A 17895-nucleotide genomic window follows, 5' to 3' on the forward strand; every position below is an offset into this window, starting at 1 on the left:
CATGGTGCCACATCGGGGTGACGGACCGGTCGATTCTCGACCGTCCGGTCCTGCAGACAGCGCACGCCGGGCGTTGTGCATCAGCGGTGGCGGAGGTCATACGATCGGCCTACCGGCAATGCCGCCGGGCCGCACCCAGCACCATTGCGATGAGGAGCAGACAGAGTTGTCCATCCAGAGCACCTCCCCCCGTCCCACTGACCCGGCTGCCCCGCAGCTGCCGAGCCCCGAGGAGGTCGCCGAACAGGTGCACCGCTGGGTGGACGCCGCCGCGATGCGGCCGGTGCCCGGGCAGGCGAAGATGCTCTCTGATCTGCTGCAGGACCCCCAGGGGCTGGACTTCACCCTCGCCTTCGTGGATCGGGTGATCCGACCGGAGGATCCACGGGCCGCTGCGGTGGAGCTGCGTCGCCTGGCACAGAACCCGCCATCGTTCCTGCCGGCGGCCCTGCGCCGCGTGGTGGCTCTGGGCGGCGCCGCCTCACAGCTGGCCCCGCACCTCGTCGTCCCCACAGCGCAGGCGGTCATGCGCCGCATGGTGGGGCATCTGATCCTCGATGCGCGGCCCCGCCAGCTGGGCAGCTCGATCGAGCGCCTGACCCGTGATGGCACCACCTTGAACATCAACCTGCTGGGTGAGGCAGTGCTGGGCGCGCAGGAGGCGGCGCGGCGCATGGAGGGCGTGACCGAGCTCGTGGCCCGCGACGATGTGGACTACGTGTCCATCAAGGTGTCCTCGCTGGTGGACCATCTGCCGCTGTGGGCGGCACGGGAGACGGTCGATCACATCGAAGAGAAGCTGGTGCCGCTGTACCTCGCGGCCGCCCGCACCTCACCGGCCACGTTCCTGAACATGGACATGGAGGAGTACCGGGATCTGGAGCTGACGCTGCAGGTGTTCGAGCGTCTGCTGGCACGGCCGGAGCTCACCGATCTGCCGATGGGCATTGTGCTGCAGGCGTACCTGCCCGATGCGCCGCGAGCCATGGCGCGCCTGCGCGAGCTGGCCGAGCGCCGCGTGGCCGCCGGGGGCGCGCCTATCAAGGTGCGCCTGGTCAAGGGCGCGAACCTGGCGATGGAGCGGGTGGATGCCTCGGTGCATGGGTGGCCGCTCGCGACGCTGGGCAGCAAGGAGGAGTCCGACGCCCAGTACAAGCGCATGCTCATCGAGGCGGTGGATCCTGAGCGGTTGCAGGCGGTGCACCTGGGCATCGCCGGGCACAACCTGTTCGATGTCGCGTTCGCGCATCTGCTGATGCAGCGCCGCGGCATCCCGGCCGGTCCCGGGCACGGCATCGAGTTCGAGATGCTCGCAGGGATGGCCCCGGGGCAGCAGGCGGTGGTGCGCGAGGCGACCGGGACGATGCGGCTGTATGTGCCGATCGTGCATCCGGACCACTTCGATGTGGCGGTCTCCTACCTGGTGCGGCGCCTGGAGGAGAACGCCTCCTCGCAGAACTTCCTGTCCGCGGCGTTCCAGCTGGACTCCTCCGCGGAGCTGTTCGCGCGCGAGCAGGGACGTTTCGAGCAGGCCCTGCAGCGGGCCCTCAGCGAGGTATCCGCGCCCACCCATCGGGGGCAGGACCGCCTGGCGGAAGTTCCCCGCGACGGCGCGATCACCCTGGGGGATCCGGCGCTGCCGACGGTGCCCGGCGCATTCAGCAACACCCCCGATACGGACCTGTCCACCCCGGCGAACCAGGAGTGGGCCGAGCAGATCACCCGCCGGATCCGCGGTTCGCAGGCCGGTGTGGAGCGGATCGAGCGGGCACGGCTGACTAGCACCGACGAGGTGGATGCGGCGATCACAGCAGCCCTGCAGGCGCAGCAGGAGTGGCAGGCGCTCCCGGTGTCCGAACGCGCGGAGGTGCTGCGGCGCATCGCCGGGGTGATGGCGGGCAGCCGCGCGCTGCTGCTCGAAGTCGCGGCAGCGGAGACCGGTAAGACCCTCGAGCAGGGCGACCCAGAGGTGTCCGAGGCGATCGACTTCGCCCTGTACTACGCCGAGCAGGCCGAGCGCCTGGCCGAGCACGGCGAAGTGGAGTTCACCCCGCGGCCGCTCACGCTCGTGACGCCGCCATGGAACTTCCCGCTCGCGATCCCGACAGGCGGGGCGCTGGCCGCGCTGGTGACCGGCAGCGCGGTGATCATGAAGCCGGCTCCGCAGGCCCGCCGCTGCGGCGCGGTGCTCGCGGAGCTGTTCGAGCGCGCCGGGGTGCCCGCGGGAGTGTTCACCCTGGTGGATGTGCCCGAAGATGAGGTGGGGCAGGCCCTGATCTCCGACCCGCGGATCGATCAGCTGATCCTCACCGGTGCTTCGGACACCGCGGCGCTGTTCGCCTCGTGGCGTCCCGAACTGCGGATCCTCGCCGAGACCAGCGGCAAGAACGCCATCATCGTCACGCCCCAGGCAGATCTGGACCTGGCGGCTCGGGATGTGGCCTTGAGCGCCTTCGGGCATGCCGGGCAGAAGTGCTCGGCCGCCTCACTCGTGATCACGGTCGGATCAGTGACGCGCTCGCGGCGCTTCGCGGCGCAGCTGGCCGATGCGGTGCTCAGCACCCACGTGGGGCACCCGACGGACCCGACGGCGCAGATGGGCCCGGTCATCGAGCCGCCCGGGGACAAGCTGCACAGCGGCCTCACGGAGCTGGGTGAGGGCGAGGAGTGGCTCTCACGGCCACGGGCGCTGGATGAGTCAGGGCGTCTGTTCTCCCCGGGCGTGCGCTCCGGGGTGCAGGAGGGATCCGCGTTCCATCTCACCGAGTACTTCGGGCCGGTGCTGGGCATGATCCATGCGGACACGCTCGAGGATGCGGTGCGGATCCAGAACGGCACCGCCTATGGCCTGACCGCGGGCCTGCATTCCCTCGAGCCGGCGGAGATCGCCTGGTGGACCGAGCATGTGCAGGCCGGCAACCTGTATGTCAACCGCGGGATCACCGGCGCGATCGTGCAGCGGCAGCCCTTCGGCGGGTGGAAGCGCTCGGCGATCGGGCAGACCGCGAAGGCCGGGGGCCCCAACTACCTGGTGCACCTCATGGAGGGAGCCGATGCCGCAGCACTGCCGGACCGCGAGCAGGATGGCGAGCAGTGGCTGGCCGCCGCCCGGCATTCGGATCGCGAGCACATGGCGGGCCTGTTCGCCCCGCGCGATGAGCAGGACCTGCACGGGGAGATCAATGTGCTGCGCTACCTGCCGCTGCCGGTCCTGGTCCGTGCCGCCGCGGGGACGAGCGCGATCGAGCTGCGGCGCGTGCTGCATGCTGCGGCGACCACAGGCGCTGAGGTGGAGGTGTCGGTGGCCGACGCTGCCCTGCACGGTGTTGCGCTCGGTGCCGAAATCCCCCAGCAGCGAGTGCGGGTCGAGGACGCAGCCACGTTCGCCGGTCGCATCGGCGGGATCGAGCAGTCGCGGGTGCGGCTGATCGGCGAGGCCGATCCGCAGCTGCGGGCGGCGCTCGCCGAGCGGGTGGAGGTCGCGCTGTTCTCCGGTCCGGTGCTCGCCACGGGGCGGGTGGAGCTGCTGAGCTTCCTGCGGGAGCAGGCGATCAGCGCCACGAACCACCGCTACGGCAATGCGCTGCCGCATCGGCTGGACCTCACGGGCGGAAAGGGTTTCGCGCGCGGGCGGGCCTGAGCAGGCGAGCGTGCGCCGTGCTGCATCGGGGATGGTGGGTGCGCTGGGTCACAGGGTTCGGTAGCGTAGTGCGCCACCGTTCCCGAGCACACCGAGGTGTTTCCTCATGACCTCTCCCCGTCGTCGCACGCTGCTCACCGCGGGCCTGACCGGAACGGCGGCGGTCGTCGCGGTCCCGTCGGCCCTGGCCTCTTCGTCCGGAAGGATCTCCCCCGTCGTGAATCAGTCCCCCGCCCCCGCCGGCCCTCTGACCCCGCGCCAGGAGCGGGAGCGGGTGCTCGCCGCCGTCCGCGCGCTGCTGACGTACTTCCGGGCGGAGAACGACCCGGACATGCTCATCGAGCGCTACCCGCGGCAAGAGGACGACCCGGAGTTCTCCTATGTATGGCCGCTCGGCCAGGGCGCTGCGGGCATCACGGAGGCGCGGGCCGCGATCGAGGGCCCCGGCCCACAGATCGACACCGGGGACCTGGATCTCGCCGCCGCGGAGGCGGCGATGGAGCGGGCCCATGAGCACTACTGGTACCCCGAAGGCGGGACGACGGGACTGCCCGGCTACACCGCGGCGACGAACTCCGAGCAGGGCGCTCACGGTGACTTCTTCTATGACGACAACGACTGGATCGCGCTGCTGGAGATCGAGAAGCACCTGCTGAGCGGCGGGGCCATGGGCGATCTGGACCGGGTGGGCGAGCTGCTGGAGCTGTTCCGCTCCGGGGAGTCCACCGACCCGGATCTCGCCTCCCCCGGCGGCATCTTCTGGACCCAGGGTGACTGGAACGAGGACCGCAACACGGTCACGGTCTTCCCTTCAGCCAAGGTCGCGCTGCGCTGGCATCAGCTGACCGGCCAGGAGCAGGCGCTCGGGGATGCGCTGCGCTGGATGGCCTGGGGCCGGGACACGCTGCTGGCGCCGAACGGCCTGTTCTGGGACAACATCAAGCCCGATGGGAACATCGACCGCACCCACTGGACCTACAACCAGGGCGTGCCGCTGGGCACCGAAGTTCTCGCCTACGAGATCACCGGCGAGAAGACCCATCGGCAGAACGCCCTGGATCTGGTGGAGGCGATCATCGCCTTCTACAAGCCCTTCGAAGAGGGTGGGCCGCTGGATGACCAGCCGATCCAGTTCAACGCGATCCTCATGTCGAACCTGCTGTACGCCGAGTCGGTGCTGGGAGGCCGGGCGCAGGGCAAGAAGATCGTGGACGCCTACGCCGAGCGGCTGTGGGCTCATCGCCGTGATCCGGAGACGAACCTCGTGATCAAGTCGCGGGAGACGGATATCGGCACGCATCTGCTGGACCAGGGCGGGTTCACGCGCGCCCTGGCGCTCGCGGCGATGCCGCGCCCGCTCTGGCAGCACCTGAGCTGAGGCCCCGCGCCCCAGCACTCTTCACGAGGCACCTCGCCACCACCCCTCAGCATGATTTCGGCTCCTGCGTTCCAGATCTGGAACGCAGGAGCCGAAAACATGCACCGGGCCCCCGGGGTCAGTTCACGGCAGTGCCGATGCGGGCGCCCTCGGGCACCTCGCCGCCCTCGGGGCCGAGCACCGCCTCGCCCACCACGGCGACGTCGGCGCCGAAGGTCCAGTCGCCCTGGACATCGAGGCTCGAGGCCTCCTGCAGCGAGGGGATGCCGTGGGGGAAACGGGGCTCGAAATCGCCAATGAGCTTGTAGTGGTCGGCGGCAAGCGTGACGTTCGGCACGGTGTCCACCTGCTTGACGAGCGCCACCCGCTCATCGAGGCGGTAGGCGTCCGAGCGCACCAGCAGCAGGTCGCTCGTGGCCTTGACCGGCAGGAACCGATCGCGGTCCACCACGATCGCGGTGGCGCCGTCGAACACCTCGATCGCCGCGCCCATGGCGGATTCGATCTGGTAGACGGGCGTGGAGGACTTGTCCGCGGGGTCGACGGTCTTCTCGTTGCGGATCAGAGGCAGGCCCATCACCCCGTCCCGCTGAGCCAGGATCTCGGCCAGCTGCTCGAGGTCCCACCACAGGTTGTTGGTGTGGAAATAGGGGTGGCGGTGCTCGTCGGTGAAGTAGTCCATCTCCTCCGCCGGGGTCTGCGCGGTGTCGCGCAGGATGAGCCGACCATCGCTCTTGCGCACCGCGAGGTGGCCGCCCTTGCGGTCGGCGGGGGTGCGTCGGCACAGCTCGGCGGCGTACGGCGCGCCGGTGGAGGCGAACCAGGCGGCGATCACGGGGTTCGGCACGGTGCCGAGGTTGTCGGAGTTGGAGACGGAGGCGTACTTGAAGCCGGCGTCCAGCAGCTTCTGCAGCACGCCGGAGGTCTGCAGGGCGGTGTAGATGTCCCCGTGGCCGGGCGGGCACCACTCGAGGTCCGGGTCCGCCTCCCAGGTGACGGGCATGAGGTCATCGGTGCGGAGCTTCGGCTCCTTGTTCTGCAGGAAGTCCAGCGGGAGGTCCTCGACGGGCAGGTCTGGGTACTTGGCGAGCACCTCGAGGGTGTCCTCGCGGGTGCGGAAGGAGTTCATGAACAGCAGCGGCAGGCGGGAGTTGGTGCCGCGCCGGGCGGCGAGGACCTGCTCGACGATGATGTCCAGGAAGCTCTTGCCGTCCCGCACCGGCAGCAGGGACTTGGCCTTATCCAGGCCCATCGAGGTGCCGAGCCCCCCGTTGAGGTTGATGATGGCGAGCTGATCGAAGACCTTCTTCGCCTGCGCGACGTCGATCTTCACGTCCTCGAGCTTCGGCGGGTCGAGGTACGGCTCGATCGTGTCCTCCGGGATCGTACCGGTCACGCCCTCCTCCAGCTGACCGTAGTAGTGGGAGAAGACGTCGATGGCGGTCTGCGCGACCCCGGCGTCCTGCATCTTCTGCTGCGCTGCGGCGAGTCCTTCGGTGCTCATGCCGACAGGGTATCGGGGGTGAGCTCGAGCCGCGGCCAGCACGCCAGTGCGCGCAGCACCGACCGGTCGTGGGTGGCGACCACCACGGCCGCCGGTGTTGCCTCCAGCGCGACCAAGAGGTCGTCGACCCCGCTGATGCCCAGATGGTTGGTGGGCTCGTCCAGCAGCAGCACATCGGGGCGCTGGGCGAACAGCCGCGTCAGGGCCCGTCGGCGTCGCTCCCCCGGGCTGCCCCGGTGCTCTCTCGGACCGCCGCGGCCACGTTCCGGGCCACCCCGGTGAGGAAGCTGGTCGAGGTGGACGGTCTCGTCCTCCTGTGCCAGGTACCCGATCCGGGCGCCACCCAGGACGCGCACCGTGCCGGCATCGGGTTCGAGAGCACCGGCGAGGACGCGCAGCAGCGTGGTCTTGCCCGCCCCGTTGGGGCCGACGACCAGCAGCCGGTCCCCGCCCTCCAGGCGCAGGGTGGTCTCGGCCAGGCGCGGCGGCGTGCCTGGCTGGTCGCGCTCCACTCGTATGCCGTCGGCGCGCAGCAGCGGCTTGCCGGCCGGCGTGCCGCTGACGGGCAGGCTCAGCCGCGGCGGGGGCGGCGGGACGTCGAGCCGATGCGCCTCCAGACGATCGATGCGCTCGTTCATGGCGCGCACCACGCCGGGTGCACGTGACTGCCGCTGGTGCTTGCCGGTGCCCTTGTCGGGCCGCCACCCGGTGGAGAGCCGCGCCCGGGCGGCCTCGGCCTGTCCCTGCAGGCGCGTGTGCTCCTCCTGCTGGGCGCGGTAGGCGTCCTCCCATGCTGCGCGATGGCGCCGCCGGGCCTCCTGCCACGTGTCGATCCCGCCGGTGACCAGCAGCGGCGGGCCGTCCATGGTGGGGTCCAGGTCCAGGAACGCGGTGGCGACGTCGGCCAACAGCGCCCGGTCGTGCGAGACGATCGCCGTGGCCCCGTGGTGCTCGCGCAGGGTGCGGGTCAGGTGCTCCAGACCGCGTGCGTCGAGGTGGTTGGTCGGCTCGTCCAGCAGCAGGATCTCCTCCCTGGCGGCGATCACCCCGGCCAGGCGCACGCGGTAGCGCTGCCCCACCGAGAGGGTGGACAGGGGGCGGCTGCGGTCGGTGACGGCACCGACCTCCTCCAATGAGACCTCGAGACGGCGCTCCGCGTCCCAGGCATCCAGGGCGGTGGCGGCCGCGAGCGCCTCGTCGTAGCGACGACTCGCCGCCGGGCCGGTGTCCTCGGTGAGGGCCTGGGCAGCGCGGTCCATCTCGTCCAGTGCTGCGAGAGGGCGGGTCAGCAGGTGGTCCAGCAGGTCGCCGATGGTCAGGGCGCTGCCATCGGTCGCGGCGGTGGTGGGGAGCTCCTGGCGCACGAAGCCGAGCGAGCCGTGTCGCTCCACGGTCCCGGCATCGGGCTCCAGGACTCCGGCCAGGGCGTCGAGCAGGGTGGTCTTGCCCCGGCCGTTCTCCCCGACCACGGCGAGGGAGTCGCCGGGTGCGAGGGTGAGGTCGATGTCGCGCAGGATGACGCGGCCGCCTTGTGCCAGGCGCAGGCCGCGGGCGCGGAGATGAGCGGTGCCGGTGGTGGGCAGGGGGTGGGTGAGAGAGGACATGTCGTCGCTTCCGGTGGTGGGTGGCACCGGGCGTGCGAGATCGGCCGCCCGGTCGTGGTCCGGACGACGGCGTAGGGGTGTTCGCGAGCGCCGCCGTCAGCGGCGGGCGCGGGGGCGCGGCGCCATGGCCGCGGTCGACATGCAGTACCTCATGGCATCCACGTTACGGGGCCCGGTCCGTCTCATGCCACGTGATTTCCTCGGCTCGGATCAGCGCCGGCCACCTCGGCGGTGAGGTGTCTAGTGTGGAGGGATGACCGCGTCGCTGCACATCGTTCGGAACCGTCTCGCATCGGACACTGTGCCAGTACCCGGCCGGGAGCACGGACACACTCATGGATCCGCGCCAGTAGAATCGACTCCCATGAGCACAGTCCTGTCCGCGGTCGCCTGGCCGTATGCCAACGGTCCCCGCCACATCGGTCACGTCGCCGGGTTCGGCGTCCCCTCCGACGTCTTCTCCCGGTACATGCGCATGGCCGGACATGACGTGCTCATGGTCTCCGGCACCGACGAGCACGGCACCCCGATCCTGGTGGAGGCCGATAAGCAGGGCGTGAGCGCCCGCGACCTCGCCGACCGCAACAACCGCCTCATCGTCGAGGACCTGGTCGCGCTGGGGCTCTCCTACGACCTCTTCACCCGCACCACCACCCGCAACCACTACCAGGTGGTGCAGGACATGTTCGTGACCGTGCGGGACAACGGCTACATGATCGAGCAGCCCACCCGCGGCGCGATCTCCCCGTCGACCGGCCGCACCCTGCCGGACCGGTACATCGAAGGCACCTGCCCGATCTGCAAGACCCCCGGGGCGCGCGGCGATCAGTGCGATGCCTGCGGCAACCAGCTCGATCCCACCGATCTCATCGACCCCGTCTCCCGCATCAACGGTGAGACCCCAGAGTTCATCGAGACCACCCACTGGTTCCTGGACCTGCCGGCGCTCGCTGCGGAGCTGGGGCGCTGGCTGGATGAGCGGGAGGCCACGGGGCTGTGGCGCCCGAACGTCATCCGCTTCTCCCAGAACATCCTGGAGGACATCCGCCCGCGCGCCATGACCCGGGACATCGACTGGGGCATCCCGGTGCCGGGCTGGGAGGACCAGCCGAACAAGCGCCTGTACGTGTGGTTCGATGCCGTGATCGGCTACCTGTCCGCCTCGATCGAATGGGCGCGCCGCACCGGCGACCCCGACGCCTGGAAGAAGTGGTGGAACGATCCGCAGGCGCTGTCCTACTACTTCATGGGCAAGGACAACATCGTCTTCCACTCCCAGATCTGGCCAGCGGAAATGCTCGCCCAGAACGGGGCGGGAGACAAGGGGGGTGAGCCCGGCGCCTTCGGTGAGCTGAATCTGCCCACCGAGGTGGTCTCCAGCGAGTTCCTCACCATGGAGGGCAAGAAGTTCTCCTCCTCCAAGGGCGTGGTCATCTACGTGCGCGATGTCCTCGAGCGCTACCAGCCCGATGCGCTGCGCTATTTCATCTCCGCGGCCGGGCCGGAGAACCAGGATGCGGACTTCACGTGGAGCGAGTTCGTCTCCCGCACCAACAATGAGCTCGTGGCTGGCTGGGGCAACCTGGTCAACCGCACCGCCGCGATGATCGCGAAGAACGTCGGCGAGATTCCCGCGGCCGGGGAGCTCGAGGACGTGGACCGGCGCCTGCTCGAGGCGATCCGCGAGGGGTTCACCACGGTGGGCGATCTCATCGAGCGCCACCACCAGCGCAATGCGATCGCCGAGGTCATGCGTCTGGTGGGGGTGGCGAACAGGTACGTCTCCGAGACTGAGCCGTTCAAGATGAAGGCTGAGGAGCAGCGGCCGCGCCTGCTCACCGTGCTGCACGTTCTCGCGCAGGCCGTCACGGACCTGAATACGATGCTTGCGCCGTTTTTGCCGCATTCCGCGAACGCGGTGGAGAAAGCCCTCGGCGGCGAGCGGATCATCGCGCCGATGCCGCGGATCGAGGAGGTCGAGGACCTCGACGGCGGGCCGGGCTATCCCGTGATCACCGGTGACTACACCGATGTGCCCGCCTGGGGCCACCACCCGGTCACACCGGGCCGACCGGTCAGCAAGCCCACCCCGATCTTCGTCAAGCTGGACCCGAAGGTGGCCGAGGAGGAGCTGGCCCGCCTGGAGGCGGAGACCACCGAGGGCTGAGATCCGGGGCGATCACAGGCACCACGGCGGGCACGAAGAGCGCCGACGGGGTAGCGTCGGATCCCTCATATCCCCGAGCCGTTGTGGGGTCGCCATGTCCTCTCCCTCCTCCGCCTCTCCGCCCTCCGCAGCGCCATCGCTGAACCCCAAGGTCATCGGAGTCAGCGTCGCCGCTGCCGTGGGGGGATTCCTGTTCGGCTTCGACACCTCCGTGATCAACGGCGCGGTCGATGCGCTCTCCGGCGAGTTCGCGCTCGGAGCGGGTCTGACCGGCTTCGCGGTGTCCTCCGCGCTGATCGGCTGCGCCGTGGGCGCCTGGTTCGCCGGCTCGCTCGCCAACCGTTTCGGCCGCATCCCCGTGATGGTGATCGCCGCGATCCTGTTCCTCGCCTCCGCGATCGGGTCCGGCCTCGCGTTCGGGGTGTGGTATCTGATCCTGTGGCGCGTGGTCGGCGGCCTGGGCGTAGGGGCGGCGAGTGTGATCGCCCCCGCGTACATCGCCGAGGTGGCTCCCGCCCGGTATCGCGGACGTCTGGGCTCCCTGCAGCAGCTGGCGATCGTGCTGGGTATCTTCACGGCGCTGCTGTCGAACGCGCTGATCGCGAACACCTCCGGCGGTGCAGCCGAGCAGTTCTGGTTCGGCATCGGTGCGTGGCGCTGGATGTTCATGATCGAGGCGGTGCCCGCGGCGATCTACGGGATCATGGCGCTGTTCCTGCCGGAGTCCCCGCGCTATCTGATCGGGAAGGGTGAGATCGACAAGGCCTCGAAGGTGCTGCTGGATGTCACCGGCGAGATCGATGTCAACCTCAAGATCGAGCAGATCCGCACCTCGCTCGAGCGGGAGGAGAAGGAGAGCCTGCGGGATCTGCGGGGCCAGACTGCCGGGCTGCAGCCGATCGTGTGGCTGGGCATCCTGCTGTCGCTGTTCCAGCAGCTGGTGGGCATCAACGTCATCTTCTACTACTCCACGACGCTGTGGCGCTCGGTGGGCTTCGATGAGTCGCAGGCACTGCTGACCTCGACCATCACCTCGGTGATGAACATCGTCGCGACGATCATTGCGATCGCCCTGGTGGACCGGGTGGGCCGACGCGTCATGCTGCTGGTGGGCAGCGCCGGGATGACCGTGTCGCTGGGCCTGATGGCGCTCGCGTTCTCCTTCGCCGACACCTCCGGTGGGGCCGACGCCCTGACGCTCCCTGAGCCGTGGTCCACGATCGCGCTGATCGCCGCGAACGCCTTCGTGCTGTTCTTCGGCACCACGTGGGGTCCGCTGGTGTGGGTGCTGCTGGGCGAGATCTTCCCCAACCGCATCCGCGCCTCAGCGCTCGCGGTGGCCGCGGCCGCCCAGTGGGCGGCGAACTTCGCGGTCTCCACCACCTTCCCGGCGCTCGCGGAGGTGGGCCTGACCCTCGCCTACGGGCTGTATGCGGTGTTCGCGCTGATGAGCCTCGGCTTCGTGTGGCGCTGGGTGCCCGAGACCAAGGACCGCGAGCTGGAGGACATGGATGACCTGCAGCTGGGGCGCGCCGCACGCTGAGGGGCGGGCCTGCCGTCTCGCGTCAATGCCGGCAGCCTTGAGCTCTCTGCGAGAGAAGTGCTCGCCCGCCCATTCCTTACTCACACTTCTTCCAAGAAGTGTTAGTACAGTCCCGTCATGGTCACAGTTCCTGTCACGGTCCCCGTGCCGCCCGTCGGCGTCCGCCCCGGCTACTGGCACGTGCCGGACGATGGCATGGTCTCGCGCAGCGCACGCGCTCGCGGCACCGGGCCCTACGAGGCCACGCTGCCCGCTCCCCTGGCGCACGCCGATCTCACGGTCCCTCTCGACCTGAGCGCAGCAGTTTCCGACGCCGAGAAGGCGCTTGTGCGGTACGACTCGCTGGCGGATGCACGGCTGGGCGCTGGCAATGCGGCCGTCGGCCCCATGAGCTCCATCCTGCTGCGCACCGAATCCGCATCCTCCTCGCAGATCGAGGACCTCACCGTGGGGGCACGCCAGCTCGCCCTCGCGGAGCTGCAGGAGAGCCGCAGCGCGAACGCCACCGCTGTGCTGGCGAATGTGCGCACGATGGAGGCCGCACTGCGGCTCGCGGACACCCTGGACCTCGAGGCGATTCTCGCGATGCATCGAGAGCTCCTGCAGGGTACGCGGGGTCTGGCGGGCCGAGAGGCGGGACAGCTGCGCAGCTCCCTGGTGTGGGTGGGGAAGGACGGCTCCTCGCCGCGCCATGCCGTTCATATCGCGCCGGAGGCGGAGGACGTTCCTGCCGCGATGACGGACCTCATCACGTTCATCGGCCGGCAGGACCTTCCCATCCTGGTGCATGCCGCGATCGCGCATGCCCAGTTCGAGACCATTCACCCCTTCGCCGATGGCAACGGGCGCACTGGCCGCGCCCTCGTCCACGCGATGCTCCATGGCAAGGGGCTCCTCACCCGGCAGACGGCCCCGGTCTCTTCCGGGTTGCTCCACCGTCACGGCGACTACATCGAGGCGCTGACCGCCTTCCGGCGCGGGGACGCGGGCCCGATCATCGAGCAGTTCGTGCTCGCCGCGCTCTTCGCCGCTCAGACGGGCAGCGAGCTCATCGAGGAGCTTGCGGCAGTGCTGGATCGCTGCCGTGAGCAACTGACCGGGTTGCGGCCCCACGCGACGGCCTGGCGAGTGCTCCCTCTGCTGGTGGGAAACCCCGTGGTCAACACGCCCTATCTGGAAGCTCAGCTGGGCGTGAGCGCGATGACGGCGCTGCGCGCACTCGGGCAGCTGACCGACGCCGGAATCCTCCAGGAGGCGACCGGGCGCTCTCGTAACCGCGTCTGGGTGCAGAAGGACGTGCTCAGCATTCTCGACGCCTACGCCGAGCGGGCCCGGCGCCGCGCCTGAACGCTCCGCTCCCTCACACGGCGCCACCCGCCCAGGTCCCGTCGGCCGTCCACAGTCCTGAGCAGCCCCGCCGATGCGAGCCCACCAAGTGGGTGTCCACGATCCCGATCGCCTCCATGAGGGCGAACATGGTGGTGGGGCCGACGAAGCGGAAGCCGCGGGCCTTGAGGGCGGCGGCGAGCGCTCGGGACTCCGGTGAGGTCGTGGGCACGTCGGCCACCGTGCGCGGCATGGGTGTGCGCTCGGGCCGATGGGACCATACGAAGCTCGCGAGGTCCGATCCGGGCCCGTCCCAGCCCCGCAGGTGTTGGGCGGCGCGGGCGTTGCTGATCGTCGCTTCGATCTTTCCGCGATGCCGGATGATGCCGCGATCGTCCAGCAGGCGCTGGACATCACCGTCGTCGAATCCGGCGACCGCATCCACCGCGAACCCCGCGAAGGCGCGGCGGAAGCCCTCGCGGCGGCGCAGGATCGTCGCCCAGGAGAGCCCGGACTGGAAGCCCTCGAGGGCCAGGCGCTCGAACACGCCGGTCTCCTCGGTGACGGGCATGCCCCATTCGGTGTCGTAGTACTCGCGCAGGTCCGCGTGCACGCTTGCCCAGGCGGGGCGTGCGAGCCCGTCCTCTCCGTACACCAGGTCCGGTTGCGCGCTCATCGCGGGGCGCTCACTCGTCGATCTGGCCGACGGGTTCCTTCTTCTCCGCCTGGAACTGGTCCTCGATCCGGCCGAGCGCCCAGTAGGCGGAGATGGAGATCTGCTCTCGCGGGATCTGCGCCTCGGTGACCAGCGCGCGGCGCAGCTGCTTGGTCAGGCCCCGCTCCGCATGGCAGAACACCTGCAGGCCCTCCGGGGCCAGCTCGAGGGAGCGCACGCGCTCCAGCAGCTCCTCCCGTTCTCCGATCACCCAGATGACCTCGATGCCCGCGGGATGGTCGAGACGCAGACGGTCCTCGTCATGCTCAAGGTGGATGAGGGCGCGGCCGCGCGCCTGCTCATCCATGCTCTCGAGTGCCGCCGCGATCGCGGGCAGCGCCGCATGGTCCCCGATCAGCAGGTGCTCACGGGCCGTCGGATCCGGGCTGTATGCACCACCGGCACCGTTCATGGCCACTCGGTCTCCAGGCTGCGCCTGGTCCGCCCAGCGGGCGGCGATCCCGGTGGCATCCCCCTCCGCGTGCAGCACCACGTCCAGATCGATGCGTCCCTGCTCGTCATCCCAGTGCCGCACGGTGTAGGTGCGGCGGGAGGGCAGCAGATCGGGCGATTCCTCCCGCAGCCGATCCATGTCGAAGGGTGGGGTCAGACCGCTGCCAGGGGCGGGCAGGAGGAGCTTCACATACGCATCGGTGTGCTCATTGCGCCGCAGCACCTGATACCCGTCCCCGCCCAGGGTCAGGCGCAGCAGGCGGGGGGACAGCCGCTGCTTGCCCACCACCTCCAGGACGGCCTGGGGGCGCGGGGGTCGAGGGCTTCGGGTGGTTTCGGTCGGCGTGACGGACATGCGCCCCATATTACGGGACGAGTGCTTTTCGAAAATAGTCCTCGCCGATGAGCGACATCTCGAACCCCGTACCCTGGCCCCTATGAGCGCAGCAGCCCGTCCCGAGGTGGACGTCGCGATCGTGGGCTCGGGTCCCAACGGCCTAGCGGCCGCCGTGATCCTCGCTCGGTCGGGACTTGCCGTCCAGGTGCTCGAGGCGCAGGAGACGATCGGCGGGGGTGCCCGCACCCTGGATCTCGGTCTCGCTCCGGGAATCAGGCATGACCTGTGTTCGGCGGTGCATCCGCTTGCGCTCGCGAGCCCCTTCTTCGCCGCCTTCGATCTCCCCTCTCGCGGGGTGCGGACCATCGCTCCGGAGGCCTCCTATGCGCAGCCTCTGGACCGCGAGCCCGCCGCCATCGCCTGGCATGACGTGGAGCGCACAGCGGAAGGCCTGGGGGCCGACGGCGCGGCGTGGCGGCGGATCCTGGGAACCCTGGCCCGGCACGAGGGGCTCGTGGTGGAGCTCGCCCTATCCGATAAGCGCTCCCTGCCCTCCGGTCTCTTCTCCCCCGCCGCCCCGGGAATCGCCGCCCTGTTCGGGAGCCTCATCGCCCTCCAGGGCAGCCCCGCCTGGAATCAGCCCTTTGGCACCGAACGGGCCCGGGCACTGTTGGCAGGCGTCGCTGCCCACGCCATCGGCCCCCTGCCCTCCCCCGCCCTCGCCGCGACCAGCGCGCTGCTGGGAACGATTGCGCACGGGACCGGCTGGCCGATCCCCATCGGCGGCTCCCAGGTGATCATTGATGCGCTGGCCTCGGATCTCGCCGCCCACGGCGGCAGCATCACCACCGGTCACGCCGTACGGACCTGGCGGGATGTGCCGCCGGCCCGCGCGGTGCTGCTGGATGTGCCCGCGCCGACGGCCGCACGAATCCTCGCGAACCGTCTGCCGGCGCGGCTGGAACGCTCGTTGCGGCAGTTCCCACGCGGGAACGCCGCAGCAAAGGTCGATCTGGTGCTCTCCGGCCCGATCCCTTGGCGCGATCCGGAGGTGGGCCGGGCAGGCACCCAGCATCTGGGCGGCACGCGCGCGCAGATGGCGCACGCGGAGGCGCAGGTCGCGGCGGGGCGCCTGCCGGATCGCCCCCTCACCCTGGTCTCCGATCCGACGGTGGCTGATCCTTCCCGGGTCGTCGACGGGCTGCGCCCGGTGTGGGCGTACGCGCATGTTCCGGCCGGTGACCCCACCGACCCCACCGAGCGGGTGCTCGCCCAGATCGAGCGCTTTGCTCCAGGGGTGCGGGATCTCGTAGTCGCCTCCCGCGGCGTTCCGGCCGCGGAAATGGCGCACCACAATCCGGCGCTGCTCGGCGGAGATATCGCGATGGGCCAGGTGACGATGCGGACGATGATCGCCCGGCCCACCGCCGCATGGGATCCCTTCCGCCTGGCCGAGACCGGCTGGTATCTGTGCTCCTCGGCGACTCCGCCCGGCCCGGGTGTGCACGGCATGTCCGGGCTACATGCGGCCCGTCGGGTGCTCGCGCGGGAGTTCGGCATCACGCAGCTGCCCCGCCTCTCACCCACCGACTGACTTATCACACACCGCCCTGCATACTTTGCCATCGGGCCGGGAGAGGAGCACCATGGCTCCTCGTGAGTTCCACCGACCCGATTGATCCCCAGTCTCCCAAGCCCGGCACGCCCACCGGCGGCGCCGGTATCGCCACCGCTGAGGCGGATGACGCCGCCGCGCACAACCCCACCGGCAAGACCTTCATGGGTCAGCCGCGACCGCTGGCGAACCTGTTCAGCGTTGAGATGTGGGAGCGCTTCAGCTTCTACGGCATGCAGGGGATCCTCGCGATCTACATGTACTTCGCCGCCACCCAAGGCGGACTGGGCATCGATGAGCACATCGCGCTCGGCGTCGTGGGTGCCTACGGCGGGTCGGTGTACCTGTTCTCGATCATCGGCGCGCTGGTCTCCGACCGCCTGCTGGGCCCCGAGAAGACCCTCTTCGGCTCCGCCGTGATGATCATGGTCGGCCATATCGCCCTCGCCCTCGTGCCGGGCGTGGTCGGCCTCATGATGGGCCTGCTGCTGGTGGGCGTCGGCTCGGGCGGCCTGAAATCCACCGCTGCCACGCTCGTCGGCTCCCTGTACACGCGCGATGACCCGCGGCGTGACGCCGGCTTCTCGATCTACTACATGGGGGTCAACATCGGCGGCCTGTTCGGGCCGCTCGTGACCGGGCTCGCCCAGCAGACCTGGGGCTTCCACCTAGGATTCGGGCTCGCGGCGATCGGTATGGCGATCGGGCTGGCCCAGTACGTCCTGACCCGCAAGGGCCTACCGGCCAGCGTGCACCGCGTCCCGGACCCGCTGCCGCGCTCGCAATACCCGCTGTGGGGCGCACTGGCCGCCGGCTCGATCGCACTTGTCGTGGTGCTCGCCATGACCGGGGTGCTCAACGCCGGGAACCTCGCCGACGTGGTCGTCGCCCTGTCGGTGATCGGTGCGATCGTCATCTTCGCGGTGCTGCTGACCTCGAAGAAGGTCGACGCCGATGAGCGCTCGCGCGTCATCGCCTTCATTCCGATGTTCATCGGCACCTCCGCGTTCTTCGCCCTGTTCCAGCAGCAGTTCACGGTGATCACCCTGTACTCGGACACCCGCCTGGACCGGGTGCTGTCCATCCCGTTCCTCGGCGACTGGGAGATGCCGATCTCCTGGGCGCAGTCATTCAACCCCTTCTTCATCATCGTGCTGGCACCGGTGTTCGCCGCGCTCTGGACGAAGCTCGGCACCCGGCAGCCCGTCACCCCCACGAAGTTCGGCATCGGCATCATCCTCATGGGCGCCGCGTTCCTGCTCTTCCTGCCGATGGCAAGCGTCGCCGCCGTGCCGGTGCTGTGGATCGGCCTGATCATGCTGGTGGCGACGCTCGGTGAGCTGTCGCTGTCCCCCGTCGGCCTGTCGCTGTCCACCAAGCTCGCGCCGCGCGCCTTCCCCGTGATGATGATGGCGCTGTACAACCTGTCGGTGGCGCTGGGCACCGCGCTGTCCGGGTCGCTCGCCGGGTTCTACTCCGCCGACGCCGAGGTCGCCTACTTCGGCACCCTCGGTGCGGTGACCATCGGCATCGGCGTGGTCATGCTGGCGATCTCCCGCCCGGTGCACCGGGCCATGCGCGGGGTGCGCTGAGCACCTCCCACCATCACTAGA

The 17895-nt window shown here is 69.8% G+C and carries 11 protein-coding genes; 7 read left to right on the forward strand and 4 right to left on the reverse strand.

Annotation, left to right across the window (positions count from 1 at the left end; all coding sequences use genetic code 11):
- Nucleotides 1–166: 166 nt before the first annotated feature.
- Both MU407_RS01745 and MU407_RS01750 read left to right on the forward strand, forming a co-directional pair.
- Complete coding sequence (locus tag MU407_RS01745) at nucleotides 167–3640, forward strand: bifunctional proline dehydrogenase/L-glutamate gamma-semialdehyde dehydrogenase (protein WP_246954871.1); 3474 nt, start codon at nucleotides 167–169, stop codon at nucleotides 3638–3640.
- 106 nt (nucleotides 3641–3746) lie between these two features.
- Complete coding sequence (locus MU407_RS01750) at nucleotides 3747–5018, forward strand: glycoside hydrolase family 76 protein (RefSeq protein WP_246954872.1); 1272 nt, start codon at nucleotides 3747–3749, stop codon at nucleotides 5016–5018.
- Between the two features lie 118 nt (nucleotides 5019–5136).
- Here the strand turns inward: MU407_RS01750 and MU407_RS01755 are convergent, their stop codons facing one another.
- Entirely contained in the window at nucleotides 5137–6522 is a 1386-nt protein-coding gene (locus tag MU407_RS01755; RefSeq protein ID WP_246954873.1) for a UTP--glucose-1-phosphate uridylyltransferase, read from the reverse strand.
- Nucleotides 6519–8126, reverse strand: a complete 1608-nt coding sequence (locus tag MU407_RS01760) for an ATP-binding cassette domain-containing protein (RefSeq protein ID WP_246954874.1) — start codon at nucleotides 8124–8126, stop codon at nucleotides 6519–6521. Before MU407_RS01760 ends, MU407_RS01755 begins: the two co-directional genes overlap by 4 nt.
- A gap of 364 nt (nucleotides 8127–8490) precedes the next feature.
- Between MU407_RS01760 and metG the strand changes: the two genes are divergently transcribed.
- From metG to MU407_RS01775, 3 genes are all read left to right on the forward strand, one after another.
- On the forward strand, nucleotides 8491–10293 hold the full coding sequence (gene metG, locus MU407_RS01765) for a methionine--tRNA ligase (protein ID WP_246954875.1): 1803 nt from the start codon (nucleotides 8491–8493) through the stop codon (nucleotides 10291–10293).
- Nucleotides 10294–10387: 94 nt separating this feature from the next.
- Nucleotides 10388–11836 (forward strand): sugar porter family MFS transporter, encoded by a 1449-nt coding sequence (locus tag MU407_RS01770; protein ID WP_246954877.1) that lies wholly within the window; start codon nucleotides 10388–10390, stop codon nucleotides 11834–11836.
- Between the two features lie 117 nt (nucleotides 11837–11953).
- Nucleotides 11954–13183, forward strand: a complete 1230-nt coding sequence (locus tag MU407_RS01775) for a Fic family protein (RefSeq protein WP_246954878.1) — start codon at nucleotides 11954–11956, stop codon at nucleotides 13181–13183.
- A gap of 13 nt (nucleotides 13184–13196) precedes the next feature.
- On the opposite strand, the gene MU407_RS01780 is transcribed toward MU407_RS01775, so the two are convergent.
- Nucleotides 13197–13838, reverse strand: a complete 642-nt coding sequence (locus MU407_RS01780; RefSeq protein WP_246954879.1) for a DNA-3-methyladenine glycosylase I — start codon at nucleotides 13836–13838, stop codon at nucleotides 13197–13199.
- Nucleotides 13839–13848: 10 nt separating this feature from the next.
- Complete coding sequence (locus MU407_RS01785; protein WP_246954880.1) at nucleotides 13849–14685, reverse strand: siderophore-interacting protein; 837 nt, start codon at nucleotides 14683–14685, stop codon at nucleotides 13849–13851.
- Between the two features lie 82 nt (nucleotides 14686–14767).
- Between MU407_RS01785 and MU407_RS01790 the strand changes: the two genes are divergently transcribed.
- Nucleotides 14768–16261: an NAD(P)/FAD-dependent oxidoreductase gene (locus MU407_RS01790; RefSeq protein ID WP_246954881.1), complete on the forward strand. Its 1494-nt coding sequence runs from the start codon at nucleotides 14768–14770 to the stop codon at nucleotides 16259–16261.
- A 185-nt stretch (nucleotides 16262–16446) separates the two neighbouring features.
- Nucleotides 16447–17874: a peptide MFS transporter gene (locus MU407_RS01795; RefSeq protein ID WP_246954915.1), complete on the forward strand. Its 1428-nt coding sequence runs from the start codon at nucleotides 16447–16449 to the stop codon at nucleotides 17872–17874.
- Nucleotides 17875–17895 lie beyond the last annotated feature (21 nt).

This window comes from Brachybacterium sp. Marseille-Q7125 (assembly GCF_023062615.1).
Lineage (GTDB): Bacteria > Actinomycetota > Actinomycetes > Actinomycetales > Dermabacteraceae > Brachybacterium.